This window comes from Sphingomonas bacterium, assembly GCF_028292945.1.
Classification (GTDB): domain Bacteria; phylum Pseudomonadota; class Alphaproteobacteria; order Sphingomonadales; family Sphingomonadaceae; genus Sphingomonas.
In genome coordinates this window covers 1-21,432 of sequence record NZ_JAQGLJ010000018.1, presented here as the reverse complement: position 1 = coordinate 21,432, position 21,432 = coordinate 1, and the positions used below count along the sequence as shown (strand labels likewise).

Annotated in this window: 26 protein-coding genes and 1 tRNA gene; 13 read left to right on the top strand and 14 right to left on the bottom strand. The window is 67.5% G+C overall.

What is annotated here, in order from left to right:
* Nucleotides 1-109 precede the first annotated feature (109 nt).
* On the top strand, nt 110-256 hold the full coding sequence (locus tag JWN21_RS02535; RefSeq protein WP_299645896.1) for a hypothetical protein: 147 nt from the start codon (nt 110-112) through the stop codon (nt 254-256).
* A gap of 116 nt (nt 257-372) precedes the next feature.
* Nucleotides 373-1,293 (top strand): ribosome small subunit-dependent GTPase A, encoded by a 921-nt coding sequence (gene rsgA, locus JWN21_RS02530; RefSeq protein WP_367182899.1) that lies wholly within the window; start codon nt 373-375, stop codon nt 1,291-1,293.
* A 39-nt stretch (nt 1,294-1,332) separates the two neighbouring features.
* Here rsgA and JWN21_RS02525 read toward each other — a convergent pair whose 3' ends face one another.
* From JWN21_RS02525 to JWN21_RS02510, 4 genes are all read right to left on the bottom strand, one after another.
* Nucleotides 1,333-2,166, bottom strand: coding sequence for a hypothetical protein (locus JWN21_RS02525; protein WP_299645892.1), 834 nt, complete (start codon nt 2,164-2,166; stop codon nt 1,333-1,335).
* 332 nt (nt 2,167-2,498) lie between these two features.
* Nucleotides 2,499-2,804, bottom strand: coding sequence for a hypothetical protein (locus JWN21_RS02520; protein ID WP_299645890.1), 306 nt, complete (start codon nt 2,802-2,804; stop codon nt 2,499-2,501).
* A gap of 71 nt (nt 2,805-2,875) precedes the next feature.
* Nucleotides 2,876-3,355 carry a polymer-forming cytoskeletal protein gene (locus JWN21_RS02515; protein WP_299645888.1) on the bottom strand — a complete coding sequence of 160 codons (480 nt, stop codon included), beginning with the start codon at nt 3,353-3,355 and terminating at the stop codon, nt 2,876-2,878.
* Between the two features lie 503 nt (nt 3,356-3,858).
* Nucleotides 3,859-4,098 carry a hypothetical protein gene (locus tag JWN21_RS02510; RefSeq protein ID WP_299645886.1) on the bottom strand — a complete coding sequence of 80 codons (240 nt, stop codon included), beginning with the start codon at nt 4,096-4,098 and terminating at the stop codon, nt 3,859-3,861.
* Nucleotides 4,099-4,452: 354 nt separating this feature from the next.
* Between JWN21_RS02510 and JWN21_RS02505 the strand changes: the two genes are divergently transcribed.
* Complete coding sequence (locus tag JWN21_RS02505) at nt 4,453-4,665, top strand: hypothetical protein (RefSeq protein ID WP_299645884.1); 213 nt, start codon at nt 4,453-4,455, stop codon at nt 4,663-4,665.
* A 90-nt stretch (nt 4,666-4,755) separates the two neighbouring features.
* Here the strand turns inward: JWN21_RS02505 and JWN21_RS02500 are convergent, their stop codons facing one another.
* Together JWN21_RS02500 and JWN21_RS02495 are read right to left on the bottom strand one after the other, a co-directional pair.
* On the bottom strand, nt 4,756-5,457 hold the full coding sequence (locus JWN21_RS02500; protein ID WP_299645882.1) for a 2OG-Fe(II) oxygenase family protein: 702 nt from the start codon (nt 5,455-5,457) through the stop codon (nt 4,756-4,758).
* 56 nt (nt 5,458-5,513) lie between these two features.
* Entirely contained in the window at nt 5,514-6,890 is a 1,377-nt protein-coding gene (locus JWN21_RS02495) for an efflux transporter outer membrane subunit (protein WP_299645880.1), read from the bottom strand.
* A 107-nt stretch (nt 6,891-6,997) separates the two neighbouring features.
* Here JWN21_RS02495 and JWN21_RS02490 point away from each other — a divergent pair, with 107 nt between their 5' ends.
* The 7 genes from JWN21_RS02490 (at nt 6,998) to JWN21_RS02460 (ending at nt 14,568) form a co-directional block, all read left to right on the top strand.
* The gene (locus tag JWN21_RS02490) at nt 6,998-8,227 is read left to right on the top strand and encodes an HlyD family efflux transporter periplasmic adaptor subunit (RefSeq protein ID WP_299645878.1); all 1,230 of its coding nucleotides are present in this window, start codon (nt 6,998-7,000) and stop codon (nt 8,225-8,227) included.
* A gap of 26 nt (nt 8,228-8,253) precedes the next feature.
* Nucleotides 8,254-10,314: a peptidase domain-containing ABC transporter gene (locus JWN21_RS02485; RefSeq protein WP_299645876.1), complete on the top strand. Its 2,061-nt coding sequence runs from the start codon at nt 8,254-8,256 to the stop codon at nt 10,312-10,314.
* Nucleotides 10,315-10,382: 68 nt separating this feature from the next.
* On the top strand, nt 10,383-11,108 hold the full coding sequence (ccmC, locus tag JWN21_RS02480) for a heme ABC transporter permease CcmC (protein WP_299645898.1): 726 nt from the start codon (nt 10,383-10,385) through the stop codon (nt 11,106-11,108).
* A gap of 112 nt (nt 11,109-11,220) precedes the next feature.
* Nucleotides 11,221-11,655, top strand: a complete 435-nt coding sequence (ccmE, locus tag JWN21_RS02475; protein WP_299645874.1) for a cytochrome c maturation protein CcmE — start codon at nt 11,221-11,223, stop codon at nt 11,653-11,655.
* Nucleotides 11,652-13,670 (top strand): heme lyase CcmF/NrfE family subunit, encoded by a 2,019-nt coding sequence (locus tag JWN21_RS02470; protein WP_299645872.1) that lies wholly within the window; start codon nt 11,652-11,654, stop codon nt 13,668-13,670. Before ccmE ends, JWN21_RS02470 begins: the two co-directional genes overlap by 4 nt.
* The gene (locus tag JWN21_RS02465; protein WP_299645870.1) at nt 13,667-14,191 is read left to right on the top strand and encodes a redoxin family protein; all 525 of its coding nucleotides are present in this window, start codon (nt 13,667-13,669) and stop codon (nt 14,189-14,191) included. Before JWN21_RS02470 ends, JWN21_RS02465 begins: the two co-directional genes overlap by 4 nt.
* Entirely contained in the window at nt 14,188-14,568 is a 381-nt protein-coding gene (locus tag JWN21_RS02460; RefSeq protein WP_299645868.1) for a cytochrome c-type biogenesis protein, read from the top strand. Before JWN21_RS02465 ends, JWN21_RS02460 begins: the two co-directional genes overlap by 4 nt.
* A gap of 114 nt (nt 14,569-14,682) precedes the next feature.
* Here JWN21_RS02460 and JWN21_RS02455 read toward each other — a convergent pair whose 3' ends face one another.
* The gene (locus JWN21_RS02455) at nt 14,683-15,276 is read right to left on the bottom strand and encodes a L,D-transpeptidase family protein (protein WP_299645866.1); all 594 of its coding nucleotides are present in this window, start codon (nt 15,274-15,276) and stop codon (nt 14,683-14,685) included.
* Nucleotides 15,277-15,457: 181 nt separating this feature from the next.
* Here JWN21_RS02455 and JWN21_RS02450 point away from each other — a divergent pair, with 181 nt between their 5' ends.
* A complete protein-coding gene (locus JWN21_RS02450) occupies nt 15,458-16,159 on the top strand; it encodes a murein L,D-transpeptidase catalytic domain family protein (RefSeq protein ID WP_299645864.1) in 702 nt (233 codons plus the stop codon).
* A 111-nt stretch (nt 16,160-16,270) separates the two neighbouring features.
* Here JWN21_RS02450 and JWN21_RS02445 read toward each other — a convergent pair whose 3' ends face one another.
* The 7 genes from JWN21_RS02445 to infA all read right to left on the bottom strand — a co-directional run bounded on the left by JWN21_RS02445 (nt 16,271) and on the right by infA (nt 19,703).
* Entirely contained in the window at nt 16,271-17,155 is an 885-nt protein-coding gene (locus JWN21_RS02445; protein WP_299645862.1) for an MBL fold metallo-hydrolase, read from the bottom strand.
* A complete protein-coding gene (locus JWN21_RS02440; RefSeq protein WP_299645860.1) occupies nt 17,155-17,310 on the bottom strand; it encodes a hypothetical protein in 156 nt (51 codons plus the stop codon). Before JWN21_RS02440 ends, JWN21_RS02445 begins: the two co-directional genes overlap by 1 nt.
* A 233-nt stretch (nt 17,311-17,543) precedes the next feature.
* Nucleotides 17,544-17,618 (bottom strand) — tRNA-Phe (locus tag JWN21_RS02435).
* A 29-nt stretch (nt 17,619-17,647) separates the two neighbouring features.
* A complete protein-coding gene (locus JWN21_RS02430) occupies nt 17,648-17,824 on the bottom strand; it encodes a DNA gyrase inhibitor YacG (protein WP_299645858.1) in 177 nt (58 codons plus the stop codon).
* Nucleotides 17,824-18,798, bottom strand: coding sequence for a ribonuclease (locus tag JWN21_RS02425; protein ID WP_299645856.1), 975 nt, complete (start codon nt 18,796-18,798; stop codon nt 17,824-17,826). Before JWN21_RS02425 ends, JWN21_RS02430 begins: the two co-directional genes overlap by 1 nt.
* A complete protein-coding gene (locus tag JWN21_RS02420; protein ID WP_299645854.1) occupies nt 18,791-19,360 on the bottom strand; it encodes a nucleoside triphosphate pyrophosphatase in 570 nt (189 codons plus the stop codon). The genes JWN21_RS02425 and JWN21_RS02420 overlap by 8 nt, the downstream gene beginning before the upstream one ends.
* 97 nt (nt 19,361-19,457) lie before the next feature.
* Nucleotides 19,458-19,703, bottom strand: coding sequence for a translation initiation factor IF-1 (gene infA, locus JWN21_RS02415; RefSeq protein WP_299645852.1), 246 nt, complete (start codon nt 19,701-19,703; stop codon nt 19,458-19,460).
* 111 nt (nt 19,704-19,814) lie between these two features.
* Here infA and hisS point away from each other — a divergent pair, with 111 nt between their 5' ends.
* Together hisS and JWN21_RS02405 are read left to right on the top strand one after the other, a co-directional pair.
* Nucleotides 19,815-21,170, top strand: a complete 1,356-nt coding sequence (gene hisS / locus JWN21_RS02410) for a histidine--tRNA ligase (RefSeq protein ID WP_299645850.1) — start codon at nt 19,815-19,817, stop codon at nt 21,168-21,170.
* The coding region (locus tag JWN21_RS02405) for a PCRF domain-containing protein (protein WP_299645848.1) at nt 21,167-21,432 on the top strand (266 nt) is incomplete at its 3' end. The genes hisS and JWN21_RS02405, both read left to right, overlap by 4 nt.

Here is a 21,432-nt window from a genome sequence, read left to right as displayed (position 1 = left end):
ACCTTGCCGCAAGCCTAGGCGCGAAAGGCAGACCAGTGTAGCCGCGAGCGATGGTCCTGAGGTCGAGCATTCCGCTTGAGCCTCACGCCGACTTTCCGGAGCGACGGGCATGCCACGCAAACCGAATTACGATTTTGAGCGCCGCGAGCGCGAACGGGCCAAGGCGGCGGAGTCCGCGAAAAAGGCGCAAGCCAAGGCGGAGAAGCGAGCCGCCGAGCAGGAAACGCCCGATGGGGATCAATCCGGCGGGCGCTAGCTTCGGTGCGCACGATGGAACCGTTGAACCACACTCTGGCACAGCTTGGCTGGAGCTCATTCTTTAGCGAGCAGGTCTCCGCCGCCCATAGGCGCGACTTGCAGCCGGTCCGCGTCATGTCTGTTCATCGGGGCAGCGTGAACGTCTCCGGCGAAGGGTTCGAGGGGGCGGTTTCGACCAGCTTGCCCGCGCAAAAGGGGGCGGAGGACCGAGCCACCGTCGGCGACTGGCTGCTGATCGAACGGAACACCCGAAATCTGGTGCGCGTCCTCGACCGGACGAGCCTGTTCAAGCGGCCAGCTCCAGGCGACGACCGCCGGGTTCAGCTCATCGCCGCGAACGTGGACACGCTGTTCGTCGTCACGTCGTGCAACCAGGACTTCAACATTGCTCGCATCGAACGCTACCTCGTGCTCGCGCAGGAGACGGGCGTCCGGCCGGTGCTCGTCCTCACAAAGGCCGACCTCTCGCCCGATCCCGAGCGCCTGCTCGACGCGGCGCGCGTGCTCCAGTCGGGGTTGCAGGTGGAAATGGTCGACGGTCGAGATCCGGCCCGTGCCGCTCGCCTCGCGGGGTATTGCGGATTCGGACAGACAGTCGCGCTGGTCGGATCGTCCGGCGTCGGAAAGTCGACCCTCATCAACACGCTGCGAGAATCGAACAGCATCGCCACACAGGCCGTTCGCGCGGACGACGGCAAGGGCCGGCACACCACGAGCGTCCGGGAGATGCATCGCCTCGCCGGCGGCGGCTGGCTGGTGGACACGCCCGGCATGCGCGAGCTTCAGATGTCCGAGGTCGCCTACGGCGTGACGGAGGTGTTCGACGATGTCACGGCGGTGACGCTCGAGTGTCGGTTCGCGAACTGCACCCATGTCGACGAACCCGGATGCGCCGTCCATGCGGCGATGGCCCAAGGAACGCTTGATCCCGACCGCGTCGAGCGGTGGCGCAAGCTCGCCGGGGAAGATGCGGCGAACAGCAGCACCGCTGCGGTTCGCCGGTCCCGCGCCCGAAAAGGCGGGAACAAGAGGTGACGATCCGCTTCATCCGCAGCAGCCACCAGGCGTCGCGATTTACCGCCCTAGCAGCTCGGTCTTCACCCAGCACCGATTGCCGCGCCTCAGGACATAGGTCCAGTCGCCGCGACGTCGCAAGGAACTGACCTCCACACCGCGAAGCATTTTCATGCTGACCGGTGCGCCAGGAGCCGGTGACTTGCGGCAGTTGAGCACGCTCGCCGTCACGACCTGCCTTGTTGATGCGCTGGTCGCGGATTCTGAACCGCCGCGCGAAGTGGAGGGCTCGCTTGCAACCTCGCGCTGGGGGAGTGGTGGCAACGATGGAGACGGTGTTCCCTCCGACGGCGACGCCGAACCGGTGCCGGCGATCTCCGAGGACGGTCGCGAGTCCCCGTTGCGCGAGGGAGCGGTGACAGTGGTTGGAATACGGTAAAGCTCAGGCTGCCTGTTCGATGGCGAGACCGGACCCGTCCCGGTCAGCCATTGATAAGCCAGCAGGGCAAGAAGGACGGCGATGGTGATCCCGGCAAGGGTCCGGAGGTCACTGCCGAGATGCCTGCCGCCAGTCGGGTCCGTGGTCCGTCGTAGCGGGCTGAACTTGCTGGCAAAGCTGGCGATGCTGTTAATGTCGACCTCGCGGGCGCCCACATTGAGCACGAGGCGGTCGCTGTCGCCATGTGTGGGGGCTGTCGCCGGCGTCCTCTCGGCGACGAGAGGCGACCGTTCGTTCATGAAATCGGGAATGGTCGATCTTCGCGCCGCCGGGCTGACGGTCGTTGCCGCTGCAAGCTCATCATGAGGAGTTGCTGGGGAGGCGGGCTCGGTTGAAGGCAGCGCGTCCGCAGTCGCATCTGTGGCATCAGCGACGGGTTCGTCTGCGACGGTCACGGGAGACACGGGATCAGCAGGAGGTGCCGAGGAGTCATCCTCGTCGGGCAGGACGATGGGCGACGCCTCCTGGTCGGGCGTTGCGGCAGTATCGCCCCCTTTCGCGAGCACGGGTATTGTCTCGGAAGCAGGACGGTCTCGCTGCCAGACTACCTGGTACCCTCTGGGCGTTTGCCAGCGGCCCTGGAACGGTCGCACGATGTCGCGCCCACAGCGCCTGCAAGCAGAGAAATAATAGCCATTGTTCCAGATCGGCAGCGGGCCTGGCGAGTGCCGCCCCAGTTCGCATAGCAGCGACGCTCTTCTCTGCGGGTCGGGCAAGTTAGCGCGGCTCATAGCGGTGCGCTGAAGATGTCCGCAACGCCCGGCAGCTTTGCCCGGGGATGATAGCTGGAAAGTTGTTGCGACAAGAAGTTACGCCGCTCCTGAACGTTTGGATGAAACAAGGTGATGAAATCGACAAACCGATGCATCGACACGCATTGGACGATGAACCCGGGTAGCGCGTCACGATTGGCTTCCTGAAGAAGAACCCGTCGGCCGGCGGCATGGCGCTGCGCGCTCTCCCGTCCCGGCACACCGCCCGAACATGCCCGGTCAGCCAGCTCAGCGAGTTCGGTATAAGGCTCTTGTGACACGGACAAATGCTTGATCTCTACCGCTCAGGGCACGGGTGGACGGCGGCGGGCGCGCCAAGCAATCGGCCGGGTTACTCGAAATACCGCGGCGGCGCTGTGGGCTTCGGCGGTGCGGGCTGCGGCGGTTCGACAAGTTTCAGCTTGGTCTCGGCACCCTCTTCCGGCGGACCCGGCCTATGGATCAGCGTGCCCTCGATCACTGCTCCCGTCGCGATCCGCAATCGCGTGTACGTGATGTCGCCCTTGACCTTCGCGTTTCCCTCGATGGCCAGATCCACGGTGTCGACAGCCCCTTCGACCGTGCCGGACACGCGTACCCGCTCGGCACGGATACTGCCGTTGATCGAGCTGTCCTGACCCAGAACCAGCGTCGCGCAGGTTACGTCGCCGATCACCCGTCCTTCGATCATCAGATCGACCGTGGCTTCGATGTTGCCCGTTACCAGGATGTCCCGCCCCATGACCGACGCAGCGGCGGGTTCCTCCTGAGACACTTTGCCGGTCGATACCGTGGCCGCGCCAGCAACCTCGCGCGCATGATCCTGTTTCATCTAGCAACCCCGCCATGGCAGCCTGTACGTGTAGTCCAATGTGAACGGTCCCACGGGTTGGAACAATGGCTAAATCGTTAAAGCCGTCTAGATTCGAGACGGGGCCGAACACCCCCTGAACTTCACAAAGGTATTCACCATTTCATGCTGAGCGCGCGCCGCTGCCTGGCTTTACCACGATGAAGTTGCCAAGGCTCGACGCTCATTGGCGCCGGGCGGCGCGAAGCTCCGATAGTCTTGAACCCGCAGCTGAGACTTGCCGGGCCGGCGTTTCCGGCGCCTGCGCCATGCCGGCGGTTGTACTGCGTGTTGCCGGAGTCTCGATTACAGCAGCCGCGCACGCTGCTCGTGCGTGAGCACAATGATCGGCAGTCCCGAACCAGCGGTGGCTCCGCTATTTGTGGCTCCTGATCAGGAACAGGAACATGGCGACGGCACGGGCAAAGGTCCGCTTTGCGCAGTCCGGCACGTCCAGGCGCACCCGAGACGAGGCCATCTCCTGGTCAGCTCGGGTGTGCTGCGCTCTCGACCTCGATCTCGCCTGGTGGCAACTGCGCCCGGCTTTGATCGCCGGCGGCAAGCTGGCCCGTCATATCGGCGTTCCCAGGAGGGGAGCCGGCGTCCTCAGCCAACTTCATTTGCTCATACGCGATCTCAAGATCCGCCACGCCGGAGCCGGTAGGTTGTATCGGCAGTTCGCTCAGACTGTCCAAGGAGATGTCGGCTCTAGTCGGGTCGGTCATTGCTCTCTCCAGTTTCGGTCGCTCAGCGCTCAACGCTCAACGGCGACACTGGTCGCACCGATCGCGACCGCTGGCCGAGCAATCGGCATCGGTGCGCAGCATGGCCATGGCTAGCGGTCGCATCCCCGCCCGGGATTGCGTCGCGGTGCCGGCGCCATCGGCAGAAAGTATGTGAGCTCGCTGGCTAGATTAACCATCAATCCATGCAATCGTTACGGTTGGGCAGTTTGACCCAAGCAGGGACGCTTAGATTTCAGCTATGGTCCGAACTCTCCGGACCGGCTTAGCCACGTGGAGTATTGAAAAGCGGTCGACTCGGACGGCCGATTACTTGGTACCCAACGGAGATCTTCGATGCGCTATCTTGAACTGGTCGAGCTGAGCATGGTTAGCGGCACCGGCGATTCGCCCACCGCGCCTTCGTGCGAATGCCCCCAGACCAAGACCAAGACCAAGCGCGGCAAGGGCAACAATGGCTTCGGCAACGGCTCGGACGCTCCCAACCTCGCCGCACCGGGCGGTTCGGGCGACACTCCCGGCGACAAGGACTTCAGCCAGGTTCGCTAAGCGTCGATGTCATGATCGGCGCTGGCAGCGCCGCGCCGGTCATATTACTCTCTCTAATTGCGGTCCAGATCAGCTGCTGCGATACGGCGTTCAGCGATCGCCCGCCCGCAACCATCCGGTCACCGCATACCGCCGATGGGGCGCCGCAGGTGTTACCATCGACACGCTGTGCAGCTGCGGCACGGCGAACAGGTCAAGCGTGTTGAAGCGCGGAACATGACCCGCGATGTGAGATCCGTCCTGCTCGTGAAAGAGCAGCACGCCGCCGTAATCGACCCGCCAGCCCGGCGTCAGGCCGTAGACGTAAGCGGCGAGCCGGTTCTTGCCCGCGACATCGTCGTCATGGCAGGTCAGGAAATCTCCCGGCCCATAAGCAGTCGCCTGACCATCGGTGAACGACAGCGCCGTCGCCCCCGTGATCGCACGCAACAGCTCCAGCATCGGCTCGCTCGACATCAGTTCGGCAAAGGCGGTGAGCGGATCGTTCGTATCGGTCGCGTCGTGGTCGGGAACGCGCACGCCTTCATAGCGGTACTGGAACTGAGTGCGCGCCAGCGTGAGCACTTCCGCGTCTAACTCCGCGCGACGTTCGTCCGTCATCGCCGCCTTTGCCGCGCCATCCAATTCGAGCACACCGTCGCGCGTGCGCATGAGGTGCCACCAGTCGTCGCGAGCTTCCAGATCATCGTAGAACTCGGGCAGCCCCTCCGGACTCAGGAAGTTGCCGATTCGCACGCGACCGGCGGCAACGTAGATCGCGGCTAGCGCCGGCAAGTCGAGCTTGGGGTTCACGCGAAAGGTGAACGGAGCAGGGGCGGACTGCGGCAAGGGCTGATTCATGGCGGATCTCACAGGGCTGAAGAAGGGTGACCACCCAGCGCGCGGTACAGGTCGATGGCCGAGATGAGCCGGTCCTGACGCGCCACAACGGCGGCTTCGGCGAAGTCTAGCGCGCCGCGCTGGGCGTCGAGCACTACCTGCAGGTCGGCGGCGCCCTCGACATATTGGCTGCGGGCCAGGCGGGCGGTCTCACGCGCAACCGTGACCGATTCGTTCAGAAGCGCTGAACGCCGGGCGGATTGAGCGACACCGGCCAGCGCGTTCTCCGCTTCGCCGAGCGCAACCAGAAGTCCTCGGCGATATTGTTCAACGGTTTCGAGCTGGACTCCGGTGGCGGTGTCGAGCTGCCCGCGCCGGCGACCGCCATCGAAAATGGGGGCAACCAGCCCCGTGATCGCGGACAGCGCGACGCCGAGCGGCCCGGTCTCGAGGACCGCTCCCATCGCGAGGCGAAGCGACGGAAGGAAGGCGGCGCGCGCCTCCGAGACATCCCCCGCCGCAGCGGCGATCCTCGCCTCGGCCGCGCGGATGTCGGGTCGGCGAACGAGCAGAGTTGCGGGCTGCGCCGCGGAGATCGCGGGCGGATGCAGGCTTTCCCACCGTGTCGCGGGCATCGCGAAGCTGGGCGCTTCGTCTCCCACCAGCACGGCCAGTCCGTTGCGGGTCCGCGCCTGCGCCTCCTCAAGCCTGGAGATTTCGGCTTCGATGCGCCGGACTTCGATGCGTTGCAGCCCGGATTCGACGCGCGTGGCGGCGCCCTCGCGCACCCGCACCCCGATGATGCGGTCCAGCTCGCGTGCGTTGGTCAGCCCCTGCGCAAGCAGCCGCAGGCGGGCGCCCAGGCCCGCATGCTCGATAAAGGCACGCGCGACCTCGGCTTCAACGACCAGCATCGTGGCTTCGCGATCGAAGGTGGATGCCGCCAGCCGGGCTCGCGCCGCCCGTTTGCCCGCGCGGGCCTGCCCAAAGAGATCGACGTCGTAGGCGATGTTCAGGCCGACGGTTCGGTCGTCGGCGCGAAAGCCCGTTCGACCGGTCCGGCCGAGCCCCGCATCCACCGCGCCGGAAAGCGTCGGGCGGCCGGCGGCGCGGGCCAAGCCAAGTTGGCCGCGCGCCTGAACGAGGCGCGCCGTCGCGATCGCGAGATCGGCATTGCGTGCTCGGGCTCGGGCAAGGAGTTCCAGGAGTTCGGGTGACCCGAATGCCCGCCAGGTGGTGACCAGCGCTCCCGTATCGGGCGCTCCCGTATCGGGCGCTCCCGTATCGGGCGATGCATCGCGCCAGCGCGCTGCCGTCACGGGCACGGCGGCCGGCGTCTGGACATGCGGCGCACAGCCGGCGACCGCAGCCAGGCCCAGCAGGAACGTACGGATCGGCGCACTCATAGCGGCCGGCCTAGCGCGGGCGAGTTAAGGATGGGCAAACCTGCGCGTGAAGATGACTTCCGCGGCCTTAACCTTGCTTTGAGCCTTGGGCGTTAGCGCCGACGAGTATGGCGACCAAACTCTTCCGCGACGAGGTGATCGAGGCGCGACGGGACCGGCTTACCGGGACGGTGGTCGCCGCTGTACCACCAGGCTCGCGGATCTACACGGCGCTTTTGGCTGCGGTGGTCGGCGCGCTGATCCTGCTGCTCCTGTTTGGCCGCTATGACAGCAAGGCGCAGGTACGTGGTCTGGTCGCACAGGCATCCGGAATCGCGCGCGTCTACCCGCCGGCGGTCGCGGCGGTGCGGATGGTGCACGTCACGGAGGGGCAGCAAGTCGCCGCCGGGGCACCGCTCGTCACTGTCGCCATGACGCAGGGCAGCGCGGGCGGTGGCGAAGGGGTCGCGACCCAGCTCGGCGAATTGTGGCGGCAGGATCAGGAGCTTGCCCGTCAACAGGCGCTCGCCACCGCGCTCGGCTCGGCCGAGTCCGGCGGGATGCAGGAACAAAGGGCAGGGCTGGAGTCCACCATCGCCTCGCTGGAGCGGCAATTGGCGCTCGGCACGGATCAGATCGCGCTCGCCGAATCGGACGCGCGCCGCAGCATCCGGCTGTCTAAACAGGGTGCGGGCACGCAGCGTCAGGTCGAGGAAAGCCGCGCTGGCCTGCTCGCCCGCCGGCTCGATCTGGAAGGCGTGACCGAACGGCTGATCGCGCAGCGCGAGGCGTTGCGGGCGATCGACAATCGCGTCGCGGTTCGTCGCATCGCTGCGAACCAATCGGTGTCGGAGATCGCGCTCCGCCGTGGCGCGCTCGCCGAACAGCGCGCTGCGTTGCTCCGGCAGGATCGTCTGGTCCTCACCGCCCCCGTCTCGGGCACGGTCGGCGACGTCTCCGCGCGCGTGGGGCTTCGGGCGGGACCCGACAGCTCATTGGTCACGGTTCTGCCGCGCGGCGGGAGGGCCGAGGTGCAGCTGTTCGCACCGTCGCGTGCGATCGGCTTCGTCCGGCCGGGCCAGCAGGTCCGCCTGCTGTTCGATGCCTTCCCCTATCAGAAATATGGTGCGAGCCGGGGCACGGTCACGGCGATTGCCAGCGTGCCCACCGAAGCCGCCGCGCTGGAGCCTGGGCTCGGCATCACCGAGCCCGTATTCCGGATCCGCGTCGCGATCGACGAACCCGCCGCCGATCGTCCGCTGCGCGCCGGGATGACCTTGTCCGCGAGCCTCCTGCTTGAGCGTCGCGCGCTGTGGGAAGTGTTCCTCGATCCGGTCCTGCGGGCGATGCGCTCATGAGTTTCGAGGGACCCTGGCACCGTCGCATGCAGCCGATGCTGCAGTCGGAAGGCGCCGAGTGCGGGCTGACGTGTGTCGCCATGATCGCCGCCCATCATGGTCACCGGGTCAACGTCGGCGGACTGCGGCGGCGCTTTCCGGGGTCGATGAAGGGCGCGACGATCAGCGAGCTGGTGGCGGTCGCTTCCGAACTGGAGCTGGCGCCTCGCGCGCTGCGACTGGACCTGGACGAACTCGGGCAGTTGCAGCTGCCCGCGATGCTGCACTGGGATCTGAATCATTTCGTCGTGCTGGAGGCGCTGAAGGGTCGCACCGCGACGATCCTCGACCCGGCGTCCGGCCGCCGCACCATGGGTCTGCAAAAGCTCAGCCGGCATTTCACCGGCGTGGCCCTCGAACTCACGCCGTCACCCGATTTCAAGTCGGTCGACGCGCGCGTGACCACCAGGCTCAGCGATCTGTGGAGCCGGCTGTCGGGGTATCGGGCCGCATTGGCGCAGGTCTTCGCGCTGTCGCTGCTGCTGCAGCTCACCACGCTGATCCTGCCGTTCTTCATGCAGCTCACGATCGACGAAGCGATCGGGCAGAGCGATCTGAACCTGCTCGGTCTGCTGCTTGCCGGGTTCGCGGTCGTGCAGGTCCTGAACGGCGCGCTCGCGGCGCTGCGATCCTGGGTGGTGCTGACGCTGGGCCAGTCGATCGCCTTTCAGCTGGGCGGGAATGTGATCCGCCACCTGCTCCGCCTGCCAATGAGCTATTTCGAATCGCGCCATGTCGGCGATCTGCTGTCGCGGTTCGGTTCGACCCAGCCTATCCAGTCGTTGCTGACCACGGGCTTCGTCAACGCGGCCATCGACGCGATCCTGGCGCTGACCACGCTGGTGGTGATGGCGCTGCTCAACGTCCAGCTCGCGCTGCTGACGGTCGCGACGGTGGTGCTGTATCTGATATTCCGCACCCTCATGTACCCGGCACTCCGCCGCCGGACCGAGGAGGAGATCATCGCGCGCGCCGGTGAGGAGACGTTCCTCATGGAAAGCATCCGCGCGATCCGGTCGATCAAGCTGCACGTCCACGAGGCAATGCGCGAGAACGGCTGGCGCAACCGGTACGCGCAGGTGGTGTCGGCGGATTATCACGAGCAGATCTACAAGATCGGTACGCGTCTGGTGGAAGTGCTGTTGTTCGGGCTCGGGCTGTTGCTGACCGTCTATCTCGCCGCGCGCGCCGTCATCGGCAACGACATGACCGTCGGCACACTGGTGGCCTTCCTAGCGTATCGCGCAAGCTTCATCTCGAGCGCCACGTCGCTGGTCGACCACGGCGAGAACTACCGGCTGCTCTCGATCCATCTGGAACGGCTCAGCGACATTGTGGCGCACCCGCGCGAGAACGTCGCCGCTGCGGCGCCGCGGCGTGGCGCGCTGCCGCCGCCCGATATCCGCGCCGAGAAGCTGAGCTTCGCCTACTCGCCCAACGATCCCGCGATTCTGAAGGACTGCGACTTCCACATCCCCGCCGGTGAATTCGCGGCCATCACCGGACCGTCGGGTGCCGGCAAGACGACGCTGATGCGCATCCTGCTGGGACTGCTCGTTCCGACCTCGGGCAAATTGCTGATCGACGGGCAGCCGCTTACCCCGGCCAACACCGCGGCATGGCGCGCACGCCTGGGCGCGGTGTTGCAGGACGATCACCTGCTGACCGGCACGCTCGCCGACAACATCGCCTTCTTCGATCCCCATCCCGATCAACAGCTCATCGAAGACGCCTCCCACATGGCGCGCATCCACGACACCGTCACGGCGATGCCAATGGGGTACCAGAGCCTGGTCGGCGACATGGGTGCGGCGCTCTCGTCGGGGCAACGCCAGCGTATCATGCTGGCGCGCGCGCTGTACCGCAATCCCGACGCGCTGTTCCTGGACGAGGGCACCGCCAACCTCGACGAGGAGAACGAGCGCGCGATCGGCGAGATGCTGGCGGGGTTGTCGATCACGCGGGTCGTGATCGCGCACCGCCCGATCCTGGTCGAACATGCGGCACTGGTGTTCCGTCTGGACGGTGGAGCCATGATTAGGGTCTAGCGATGCCTAATACCGGCGCACCCCGGGGGTGACGGACCAGGCATTTGCGCCTATCTGCGCTGGCGACCGTGCCCGCGCTTCATGCCCTCGCCAACCCCGCTCGCTTCCTGAAGATCGCCCGGCCGCTGACGCCGGTGCTGGTCTGGACGGGGCTCGCCCTGATCGCCGTTGGGTGCTGGGCAGGGCTGACGCGGACGCCGCCCGACTATCTGCAGGGCGAGACGGTGCGCATCATGTACATCCATGTCCCGGCGGCATGGCTCGGCCTTGCCGGGTGGAGCGGGATTGCGGGGTCGAGCATCGCGCTGCTCGTCTGGCGCCACCCGCTCGCCGCGATCGCCGCGCGCGCCTTTGCGGTGCCGGGGATGGTGTTCGCGGGCCTGTGCCTCCTCACAGGATCGATTTGGGGACGGCCGACCTGGGGGACCTGGTGGCAATGGGACGGGCGGTTGACGTCCATGCTGCTGCTGTTCTTCATTTATGCGGGCTACATCGCCTTGGCGCGGGCCGATGCCGAGCGCGGCGGCGACGGGCGCGTGCCGGCGGTGTTCGGCATCGCGGGCACGGTGCTGCTGCCGATCATCCGCTATTCGGTGGTGTGGTGGAATTCGCTACACCAGGGCGCCAGCATCGGCCTGACCCAATCGAGCATCGACGAGACCATCCTGTGGCCGCTGCGGCTAACGGTGGCGGGTTTCACGCTGCTGTTCATGGGCGTGGTGATGATGCGGATGCGCACGCTGCTCGCGCGGGCGCGCAGCGAGGCCCGGCTGCGGCGGATGGCGCGCGGATGAGCCAGTGGACGTTCGTGATCGCCGCCTACACGGTGATGCTCGGCGGGGCGGGCGCGTTGACGCTAGCGAGCTGGCTGGCCATGCGCCGGGCCGAACAACCCGGGAGCGACCGGTGAAGGCGAAGCATCAGCGGCTGACGCTGGTTCTGCTCGCCGTGGCGGCGGTGGTCGCGGCGGCGCTGCTCGCGCTTTCGGCACTGAAGGATCAGGCGGCATTCTTCTACTCGCCCTCCGACGCGCGGGCGCAGGGGCTGCCGCTGGGCCGGGCAGTGCGGCTGGGCGGGATGGTCGCGGCGAACTCGATCGCGCGCGCACCCGACGGGGTGACGGTGCGGTTCACGGTGACCGACGGCCAGGCGACCACGCCCGTCACCTTCGCCGGCATCGTCCCGGACCTGTTCCGCGAGCGATCGGGCGTGGTGGCGGAGGGGCAATTCCGCCCCGACGGCAGCTTCGTCGCGTCCGAACTGCTGGCCAAGCATGACGAGAAGTACATGCCGCCGCAGGTGAAGGGCGCGCTGCACGAGACGAAGACGCTGGAGCGATGATCGCCGAGGCGGGCCTCGCGGCACTGTGGCTGGCCGCAGCGCTGGCCGTGTTGCAGCTCGTGCTGGCCGGGTTGGCCCTGCGAACAACACGCTTCTCCGTTCGGCCTGAGCTTGTCGAAGGTCAGCCTGCGCTCGAGAGTGGAGGAGGAGGCCCTTCGACAAGCTCAGGGCGAACGCGGGAAGAAAGCGCAGCCGAGCAACTCGCGGCTGCCGTGCGTCCGGTCGCAGCGGTGCAGGGGGCGCTTGTCGCGCTCGCCATGCTGTTGCTGCTCGTCGTCTTCACGCAGTCCGACATGAGCGTCCAGCTGGTCGCCACGAACAGCCATTCTGCGAAGCCGTGGATCTACAAGGTCGCGGGCGCGTGGGGGAACCACGAAGGATCGATGCTGCTGTGGGTAACCATCCTGGGGCTGGCGGGCAGCGCGGTGGCGTTGCTGGAGCGGCGGCTGGCGGAGCGGACGCTGATTGCCACCTTGGGCGCGCAGGCGCTGATCGCGCTGGGCTTTTATGCCTTCCTGCTGTTCGCCTCCAACCCGTTCGCCCGCCTGACCACCGCGCCGGCGGACGGGCAGGGGCTGAACCCGCTGCTGCAGGACCCCGGCTTGGCGTTCCATCCGCCGACGCTCTACGCGGGCTATGTCGGGCTGAGCGTCGCCTTTTCCTTCGCGGTCGGCGCGCTCGTCACGCGCGATGTCGGGCCGGCGTTCGCGCGCGCTATGCGACCGTGGGTGCTGGGCGCGTGGGTGATGCTGACGCTGGGCATCACGGCGGGAAGCTATTGGGCATACTACGAGCTCGGCTGGGGCGGGTGGTGGTTCTGGGACCCGGTCGAGAACGCCTCGCTGATGCCGTGGCTGGCGGCCACCGCGCTGCTCCATTCGGTGAGCGTGCTGGCGACCCGCGACGGCCTGCGGGCCTGGACCGTGATGCTGGCGGTGGTGGCGTTCTCGATGTCGATGCTGGGCACGTTCCTGGTCCGGTCGGGTATCCTCACCAGCGTGCACGCCTTTGCCGTCGATCCGGAGCGGGGCGCGTTCATCCTGGCTCTGCTGGCGCTATATATCGGCGGCGCGCTGGCGCTGTTCGCCTCAAGGATCGGCGCAGTGCGGGCAGGGGCGGTGTTCGAGCCGGTCAGCCGCGAGGGCGCGCTGGTGGTCAACAACCTGCTCCTGTGCGTCATCCTCGGCGTGGTGCTGATCGGGACGCTGTACCCGCTGGCGGCGGCGGGTTTCGGCGTGCAGCTGTCGGTCGGCCCGCCCTTCTTCAACAAGGCCACGGGATGGGTCGCGTTGCTGCTGGTCATGGTCATGGCGATCGGACCGCTGCTGCGCTGGCGGCGCGACCGGGCGCAAGCGGCGCTGGCGCGCGTGACATGGCCGCTGGCGGCGGCGGCCCTGTCGGCGGCGCTGCTGGTCGCGGGCACGAGCATGGGGTGGCTGCCGCTCGCCGGACTGGCGCTCGCGATCGGGCTGGCGGTGGCGAGCGTCGCACCGCTGTGGGGCCGCGACCTGCGCCGCACGCCCCTGTTCACCTGGGGCATGGTCGTTGCGCATCTCGGCATCGCAGTCAGCCTTGCGGGGATGGCCAGCGACGCGTCGTTCACCGTCGAGCGGCTGGTCGCCGCCCGCGTGGGCGAGCCGGCGACGGTCGGGCCGTACCAAGTCACGTTGCGCGGCATCTCTCCCGTTATCGGCGAGAATTGGTCGGCGTTGCAGGCGCGGCTCGACGCGACCCGGGGCGACGATACCAACGTGCTGTTGCCGCAGCAGCGGACCTTCTCCGATCCGCCGACCACCACCAGCGAATCCGCCATCCTGACCAGCTGGGACGGCCAGCTCTACACCGTGCTGGGGCAGCAGGCGCCGGACGGGCGCTGGCAGCTGCGGCTGTGGTGGAAGCCGTTCGTGACGCTGATCTGGTTCGGCGGCGCGCTGATCGCGCTGGGCGGATTGCTGTCGTTGGTCGGTCGCTGGCGGCGCGAGCGACGGGTGGCGCCGCGGCCGGTGTTCGCGTGAGGCGGCCGCTACTCTGGATCCCGCTGCTGGTGTTCCTCGGCCTGCTGGCGATGGTGGCGGCGGGGCTGTGGAAGCCCGCGGACCGCACCGTGCGTTCCGCGCTGGTCGGGCAGCGGCTGCCGGGCTTCGCCTTGCCGCCGCTGTTGCCGGGCCGCGCGGGCACGACCACGGCCGGGTTCGCCGGTGGGCCACGGCTCCTCAACGTGTTCGCGAGCTGGTGCCTGCCGTGCATCGCCGAGGCGCCGCAATTGCTGCGCCTCAAGGATATGGGGGTGGCGGTGGACGCGATTGCGGTCCGCGACACCGCCCCGGCGGTGGCCGACTTCCTGCGACGTCATGGCGATCCGTACCAGCGCATCGGCGACGACAAGGGCGGGCAGGTGCAACTGCTGCTCGGCTCGTCGGGGGTGCCCGAGACGTTCGTGATCGACGCGAGCGGGGTCATCCTGCACCAGCACATCGGCGACATCCGCGCGGAGGACGTGGCCGTGCTCGCCGCCATGGCGGGGGTGCGGCCATGAGCGCGTCGCTCGCCTTGCTGCTGCTCGCCGCGAGCCCTGATCTTGCGCACACGCAACTGCGCGATCCGGCGCGGGAGCGATCGGCGCGCGCGCTGATGGAGACGCTGCGGTGCCTGGTGTGTCAGGGCCAATCGATCGCCGACTCCGATGCCGACATGGCCGGTGACATGCGCCGGCTGGTGCGCGACCGCATCGAGAAGGGCGAACGGCCCGAGGCGGTGCGGCGCTGGCTGATCGCACGCTATGGCGATTACGTCAGCTACGATCCGCCCTTCTCGGCTGCGACCGGGCTGCTCTGGGCAACGCCGCTGGTGCTGCTGGCGCTAGGTCTGCTGGTCGCACGGGGCAGCTTTCGGCGGCGACGGACTGGAGTATGATTCAACCTGGCTGAGACGCCTCCCCGGCGGAAGCCGGGGTCCAGTCCGCGGTGCGGCCGACTGGACCCCCGACTTCCGTCGGGGAAGGCCCATTCAGCGGCGTTGGATCATGGTCTAGTTCAGCGCCAGCTGCAGGCCCGACTTGTTCGCCTTGGCGGTTTCACGGCTCGTGCCCGACCCATCATAGACCAGCGGCGCGATCTCGCCATCCGCGCCCACCACGGTCACCGTCGTACCCACCGACGTTATGCCGTACAGCTTCTTGGCAAAGGCGAGCGGCACGCGGACGCAGCCGTGCGACGCGGGAAAGCCGGGGTTCTTGCCGGCATGGATGGCGACGCCGTCCCAGGTCAGCCGTTGCATGAACGGCATCGGCGCGTCGTCGTAGAGATTGGAGCGGTGGTCGATCTTCTTCTGCAAGATCGTGAAGGTGCCCGACGGCGTGTCTTTGCCCGACTTGCCCGTCGAAACGGTCGTGGCCGCGACCAGCACTTCGCCGCGATAGACATAGGCGCGCTGCTCGGCGACGTTGATCACGACGCGCACCGGATCGGTGGTCGCAACGTCGTTCCAGACGAATTCGTTGGGAGAGAGCGATGCAGCTGCAACCTCGACCGTGATCGAGTCATCACCCTTCGCCCATGAAGGCGACGCGAACCCGACCAGCACGGCCGCGACGAGCGCGGTCGACCACTTTACGCTTGACATACGCTGAACTCCTCTGACCCGCTCTGAACGCACAAACCTGGATCAGGTTCACCGACCTGCTGCGCCCAGTCGTTTCCCGCGCGCGCCGAATGGAGCGCGGAATGCCGCAAGCTCTCGAAATCGCTACAGAAAGTTCACCTTGGTCCTGCTATATATTCGTTGCGGTTGGGAGCTTTTGTCGATGCTGGATGTGCTGAACTCTAGCCATGGCCGTCGTGCGGTGGTGAAGAACGGTCTGGTGCTTGCGGGCGCGATGGCGGTGCCGAGCGCGGTATCGGCGTCGCTGCAGAAGCTCACCCAGGGTCAGCTGGTGCCACAGTCGCAGCCCCCGCTGCCTTCACCGCGGCCTTTCGCCGCGCCGCGGACCTCGTCCAAGGTGGTTCGGCCCGAGCTGCTGCGCCGCGCGCTGGCATCGCTCGACCGGCAGGGCTCGCGCGTCCGGCGCGACCGCGTCGCCATCGCCGATTTCGCCGCCCCGTCCGCGCAGCCGCGCTTCCACCTCATCGATCTCGAGGGCGGCCAGTCCAAGTCGTTCCTGGTGTCGCACGGCAGCGGCTCCGACCCGCGTCACACCGGGTGGCTGCAGCGCTTTTCCAATCAGGAAGGCTCCAACGCCTCGTCAGAGGGCGCCTTCCTGACCTCTAGCTATTATACCGGCAAGCATGGTCATTCGCAGCGGCTGATCGGGCTCGACCCGACCAACGATCAGGCCTTGCAGCGCGCGATCGTGGTCCATTCGGCGTGGTACGCCAATGCCTCGATGCTCCGCACCCACGGCATGCTGGGTCGCAGCCAGGGCTGCTTCGCCGTCGGCGAGAGCGAGCTGGCCGAGGTGTTTCGCCGGATGGGCGAAGGCCGGATGATCTACGCCGCCAAGGTCTAGCGCCAGCGCGCACGCCCCAGCGTAGCTGCGGACGAGACGCGCCAGCTCGGCCGGCGGGAAGCGCAGCGCTCCCGTTCGACGTCACGGCGCGGCTTTGCCGCGACGCCTAGCTCAGCGGCCGTGCTCCGCCAGCGCAGTCCGACTCGCCGGCGCATCATAGCGACGCCCGCTCAACAGTTCGAACTCCACGACATCATGCGCGCAGAAAATGCGTACCTTGTCGCCGTGGGTCAGTGACAACTCGCGAACGCGCCGCTGGTTCGCGAGGCGCGCCGCCGCATCGACGTTCATCAGCCGCTGATAGCCACGCAGGCCGGGCGGGCATTCATAGTCCTCACTGCCGATCTCGCCGCGATAGAAATAGGCATCGGAAGCGTAGAACAGCCATTTGCCGCCGTCCTCCTGGACCGCGACGCCGCTATGGCCCCACGTGTGTCCCGCCAGCGGCACCAGCAGTATTTCCGGCGGCAGACCTTTGAGATCGCGCACGGAATCGAACCCGAACCAGGGCTCGCCGCCGCCGAGCGGATAGAGCTGCCAGTTCTCCACCTCGTTCCACTGTTGGGGCCGATACCGCCGGGTGCCCACGAACGCGCCGCCATTCCCCTGATCCGCCACCTCCCTTTCCCGCGCGGTGACGTGAACGGTGGCATTGGGAAAGTCCTCCAGCCCGCCGGCATGGTCAAAATCGAGGTGCGTCACGACGATGTGCCGCACGTCGGCGGGGTCGAAGCCCAGTGCGCGAACCTGCGCCACCGCTGTCTCCGCCGCGCGCAGCTGCGGAATATTCAGGCCGAGGAAGAAGGGCGACAGGCGCAGGGATGGGTGATCGACATCCTTGGCGCCAAAGCCGGTGTCGATCAGGACCAGCCCGCGATCCGTCTCGATCAGCAGGCAATGGCACACCAGCACGCCCTGCGCTGCGTCGCTGCGCCCGTCGAACAGTCGCCCACCGGCCGGACAGCAGGTGCCGCAGTTGAGATGGTGGATGCGCATCACCGCATGCTCCACGCGCGCAGTCGGACGCGGGTGCGCTCCTCCACCGCGGCTTCGCGGCTGCGGCTCTGCCACCACCAGCCGGCGAGCGCGCCTGTCGCGGCTACCAGGCTCAGCGTCGCCGCGTTGGGTGATCGACTAGATGTTTCTGACATGAGGCGCTCCACCACTGCTCGATGCCTAACGTTTGCGGGCGGGTCGGGTGCCGTGGAGAATGTGCAATGTTGATCAAACGAGCCCGCCAACGAGGCTGTCGTCAGACCCTCTGTGAAGAAGGATGCGGCGAGGGGCGGTCACGGGCCAGACCCGTGACTCGCCAGTCGCTTTGCGCCGGCCGCGCTTGGCTGAGTCCGCATTTAGCTCGGCTAAATGCGGCCAGCCTGCGCGGTGGTGCCCCGGGGCGGAGTCGAACCACCGACACGACGATTTTCAGTCGTCTGCTCTACCACTGAGCTACCAGGGCTGACCGTCGTGAACGATCGAAGCGCGGCCTTAGGGGCGCGGGTCCGGGCTGTCCAGCCCGTCTTCCTCTTCGGCGGGGTTCACTGGAACGCTGTAGCCGTCCGACAGCCATTTCAGCAGATCGCGGTCGCGACAGCCGCGCGAGCAGAAGGGTTGATGCTCGGGGCGCACCGGCTTGTCGCAGATCGGGCAGGTGGGGGCGGGCATCAGGCGCTCTCGAGATCGGGATGACGACCGGTACGCCGCGCCAGCTCGGCAAGCCAGTGGGGGCGGGCAAGCAGATAGGCCAGCACGGCCGGCGGTAGACGATGGCGGTGGGTCGGGCCGGGCTCGCGTTCCAGCCGACGCAGCGTCGCACGGGCGGCGGCGGCGACCGGGTCGGCGCGGAGCTGCTCGGGCAAAGACGCGCGCGGGCGCGGCCGGACGATCTGCAGGAAGCCGAAGCCATTGACCGCGGTGCGCTCGAACGGTGGCGGCAGGTGGGCGTCGAGCGCGGTCGCGACGGCCATGCGCGCCGCCTTGCCGCCCAACGTCGGAAAGTCGATCCCGATCGATCCGCCGATGCCGTGGCGCCGGATCGCGAGCGCCACCGCCGCCGCCGCGCGCACGGCCAGCGGCTCCAACGGCGCGCTGCCGTCGACGTCGAACAGCGTCATGGCGGGCGTCGGCGTCATCCGCAGCGCGCCGCCGGTGAAAGGAATGTCACCGTGCGCGGCCTCCTCGAGCAGCTCGGTCCACCCGGCCGCTTCCAGCGTGTCCGCCCCGTGCGCTGTCGCATGGCGGACCGGCAGGCCCGTCGCGGTGATTCGCGCGAGCAGGTCGGGACCGGGCATCGGAGCCGCATCGGTGGCGACCGCGCGGGGCGGCTTGACACGACCCGGCTCCGGAATGGCCTCGCGCGTGATCGCCACGGTGAGCATGCCGCCCTCCGCCACCCCTCCGCAGCCCTTCCAACGACGCTGCGCATCGCTGGAACCTTGGGCTGCTCCGCCCGGCGCGCCGGTGAGTTGCGCCTCTTCACCGCTGTCGAGGCGCACGATGGCGCGCTCGATCAGGCGGGCGCGGGCGATATGGCCGACGCGCAGGCCGTCCAGCTCGATCGCCGCCTCAACTATCTGCCCGTCCGCGACCAGGGCGGCGCGGTTCTCGCCGATGCCGGCCTCATACAGCCACTCAGGCAAGCGGCAGCCCGGCCGTCTTCAGCAGCGCACGGGTCTCGAACAGCGGGAGCCCGATCACGCCGGAATGCGAACCCGACAGGAAACGAACGAACGCCTCGGCATAGCCCTGCACGGCATAGCCGCCCGCCTTGCCCAGCCCCTCGCCACCGGCAACATAGGCGTCGATCTCGGCGGGCGAGAGCGGCTTGAACGCGACGACCGTGTCGGCGAGCCGGGTGCGCGCGGTCCCGGCGGCATCGATGACGCACACGGCGGAGAGGACGTGATGGCGGCGGCCAGACAGTTTGCCGAGCAGTTCGCGCTGCAGGTCGGGCGTGTCGGCGGGCGGCAGGATACGGCGGCCGAGCGCCACGGTGGTGTCGCCCGCGAGCACGATCTCGCCAGGTTCGCGCGTCACGGCCTGCGCTTTCGCGATGGCGAGTCGGAGTGCGTAGGCGCGGGGGACCTCGGTCTTGAGCGGGGTCTCGTCGATCGCTGGGGAGACAATGCGCCCGGGGGTAATCCCTAGCCGCGCGAGCAGCTGGAGGCGACGCGGGGAGGAGGAGGCGAGGACGATGTTCATTTTTCGTCACCTCGGCCTCGAGCCGAGATCCAACTCTCCCCGGGGCGCTGCGCTTGAGGCGCGATGGATGCCGGCTGCAGCCGGCATGACGGAAGGCCTATTGCGGCCCCGGACCGCCGCGGCCCGGCATGAACCGGTAGGTTATACGGCCCTTGGTCAGGTCGTACGGCGTCAATTCGACGAGCACCTCGTCGCCGGTCAGCACGCGGATGCGGTTCTTGCGCATCTTGCCAGCGGTGTGGCCGAGAATCTCGTGATTGTTCTCGAGCTGCACGCGGAACATCGCGTTGGGGAGCAACTCCACCACGCGGCCACGCATCTCGAGCAGTTCTTCCTTGGCCAAACAACGTCTTTCATGTGAGAAGGCGCGCTGCCCTTAGCCGAAGGGCCGCGCGAAGGGAAGGCGCGGCGCAATTTGCCGCTTGGCTGTTGCTCGCTTAGAGACGCGCGCTTCATGAGCAAGACACCTCAACGCGTGCGCGGCACCCAGGACATCGCCTTCGAGGAGCAGCGCCGGTTCGCGCATGTGCTGGCGAGCTTCGAGCGGGTGCGTGCTCTCTATTGTTTCCAGCGTATCGACGTGCCGGTGTTCGAGGCGACGGAGGTATTCGCGCGCTCGATCGGCGAGACGACGGATGTTGTGTCAAAGGAGATGTATAGCTTTCCCGATCGCGGCGGAGACTCGCTGACGCTGCGGCCCGAGTTCACCGCTGGCATCGCGCGCGCCTACATCAGCAATGGATGGCAGCAGCATGCACCGATGAAGCTGGCGACCAGCGGCCCGGTGTTCCGCTACGAGCGCCCGCAAAAGGGTCGGTTCCGCCAGTTCCACCAGATCGACGCCGAGGTGATCGGCGCGGCCGAGCCGGCGGCGGACGTCGAGCTGCTGGTGCTGGCGGACCAGTTGCTGAGCGAGCTGGGCATCGAGGGCGTGACGCTGCAACTCAACACCCTCGGAGATGCCGAAACACGCGACGCCTGGCGCGCGGCGCTGGTGGCGCATTTCGAGGGCCGGCGCGGCGAGCTGTCGGACGAGAGCATCGCGCGGCTGGAGAAGAACCCGCTCCGCATCCTCGATTCCAAGGACCCGCGCGACCGCCCGGCGGCGGACTCCGCGCCCGACATCGACGCGTTCCTGACGTCGGAGGCGCGCGCGTTCTTCGACGCGGTGACGGCGGGACTGGACGCGGCGGGGGTGAAGTGGACCCGCAATCCGCGACTGGTGCGGGGGCTGGATTACTACCGGCACACCGCGTTCGAGTTCGTCACCGACCGGCTCGGCGCACAGGGGACGGTGCTGGCGGGCGGCAGGTACGACGGGCTGATCGGCTCGCTCGGTGGGCCTGAGACGCCGGGCGTGGGCTGGGCCGCCGGGGTGGAGCGGCTGGCGATGTTAGCGCGCGAGCCTTGGGAGATGAATATCGAAGGCACGGTGGCCGTGCTGCCCGTGAACGCCGATGCAGAGCTTGCCGCTGCGGAGGTCGCAGCCAAGCTTCGACGTAATCACGTCAGGGCAGAGACCGCGTTCAAAGGCAGTATGAAAAAGCGGCTTCAGCGCGCCAACGCGCAAGGAGTGGACGCGGTCGTCTTTGTTGATGTCGATCGGTGGTCCCGAGGAGAGCTTGAGTTGAAACACCTCAAGTCGGGCGAGCAGATGGTCGTCGGCGAAGATCGTGAAAGCGGAATGGACGTGTTCGATGTGGTGCGCGCGCTGACATTCTCCAACAAAATCGGTGGCCCTCCCGACGCTGTGAGCGTTGGAGGAAAGCGCTTGGGAATCATCGGCAACATCGAGATGGCTGACGAATGACCACCATCTCCCCCGACCGCATACGGCAGATCGAGGCGCGGCACGACGAACTTCAGGCGTTGATGGCGACGGGGGACCTGTCGGGCGAGCGCTTCGTGCAGGTGTCCAAGGAATATGCCGAGCTGGAGCCGGTCGCCGAAGCGGCCGCCGAAGTGCGGCGGCTGCGGCAGGAGGCGGACAGCCTGCAATACATGACGCAGGATGGCGACGCCGACATGCGGGCGATGGCGGCGGAGGAAATCCACGCCAATCAGGCGCTGCT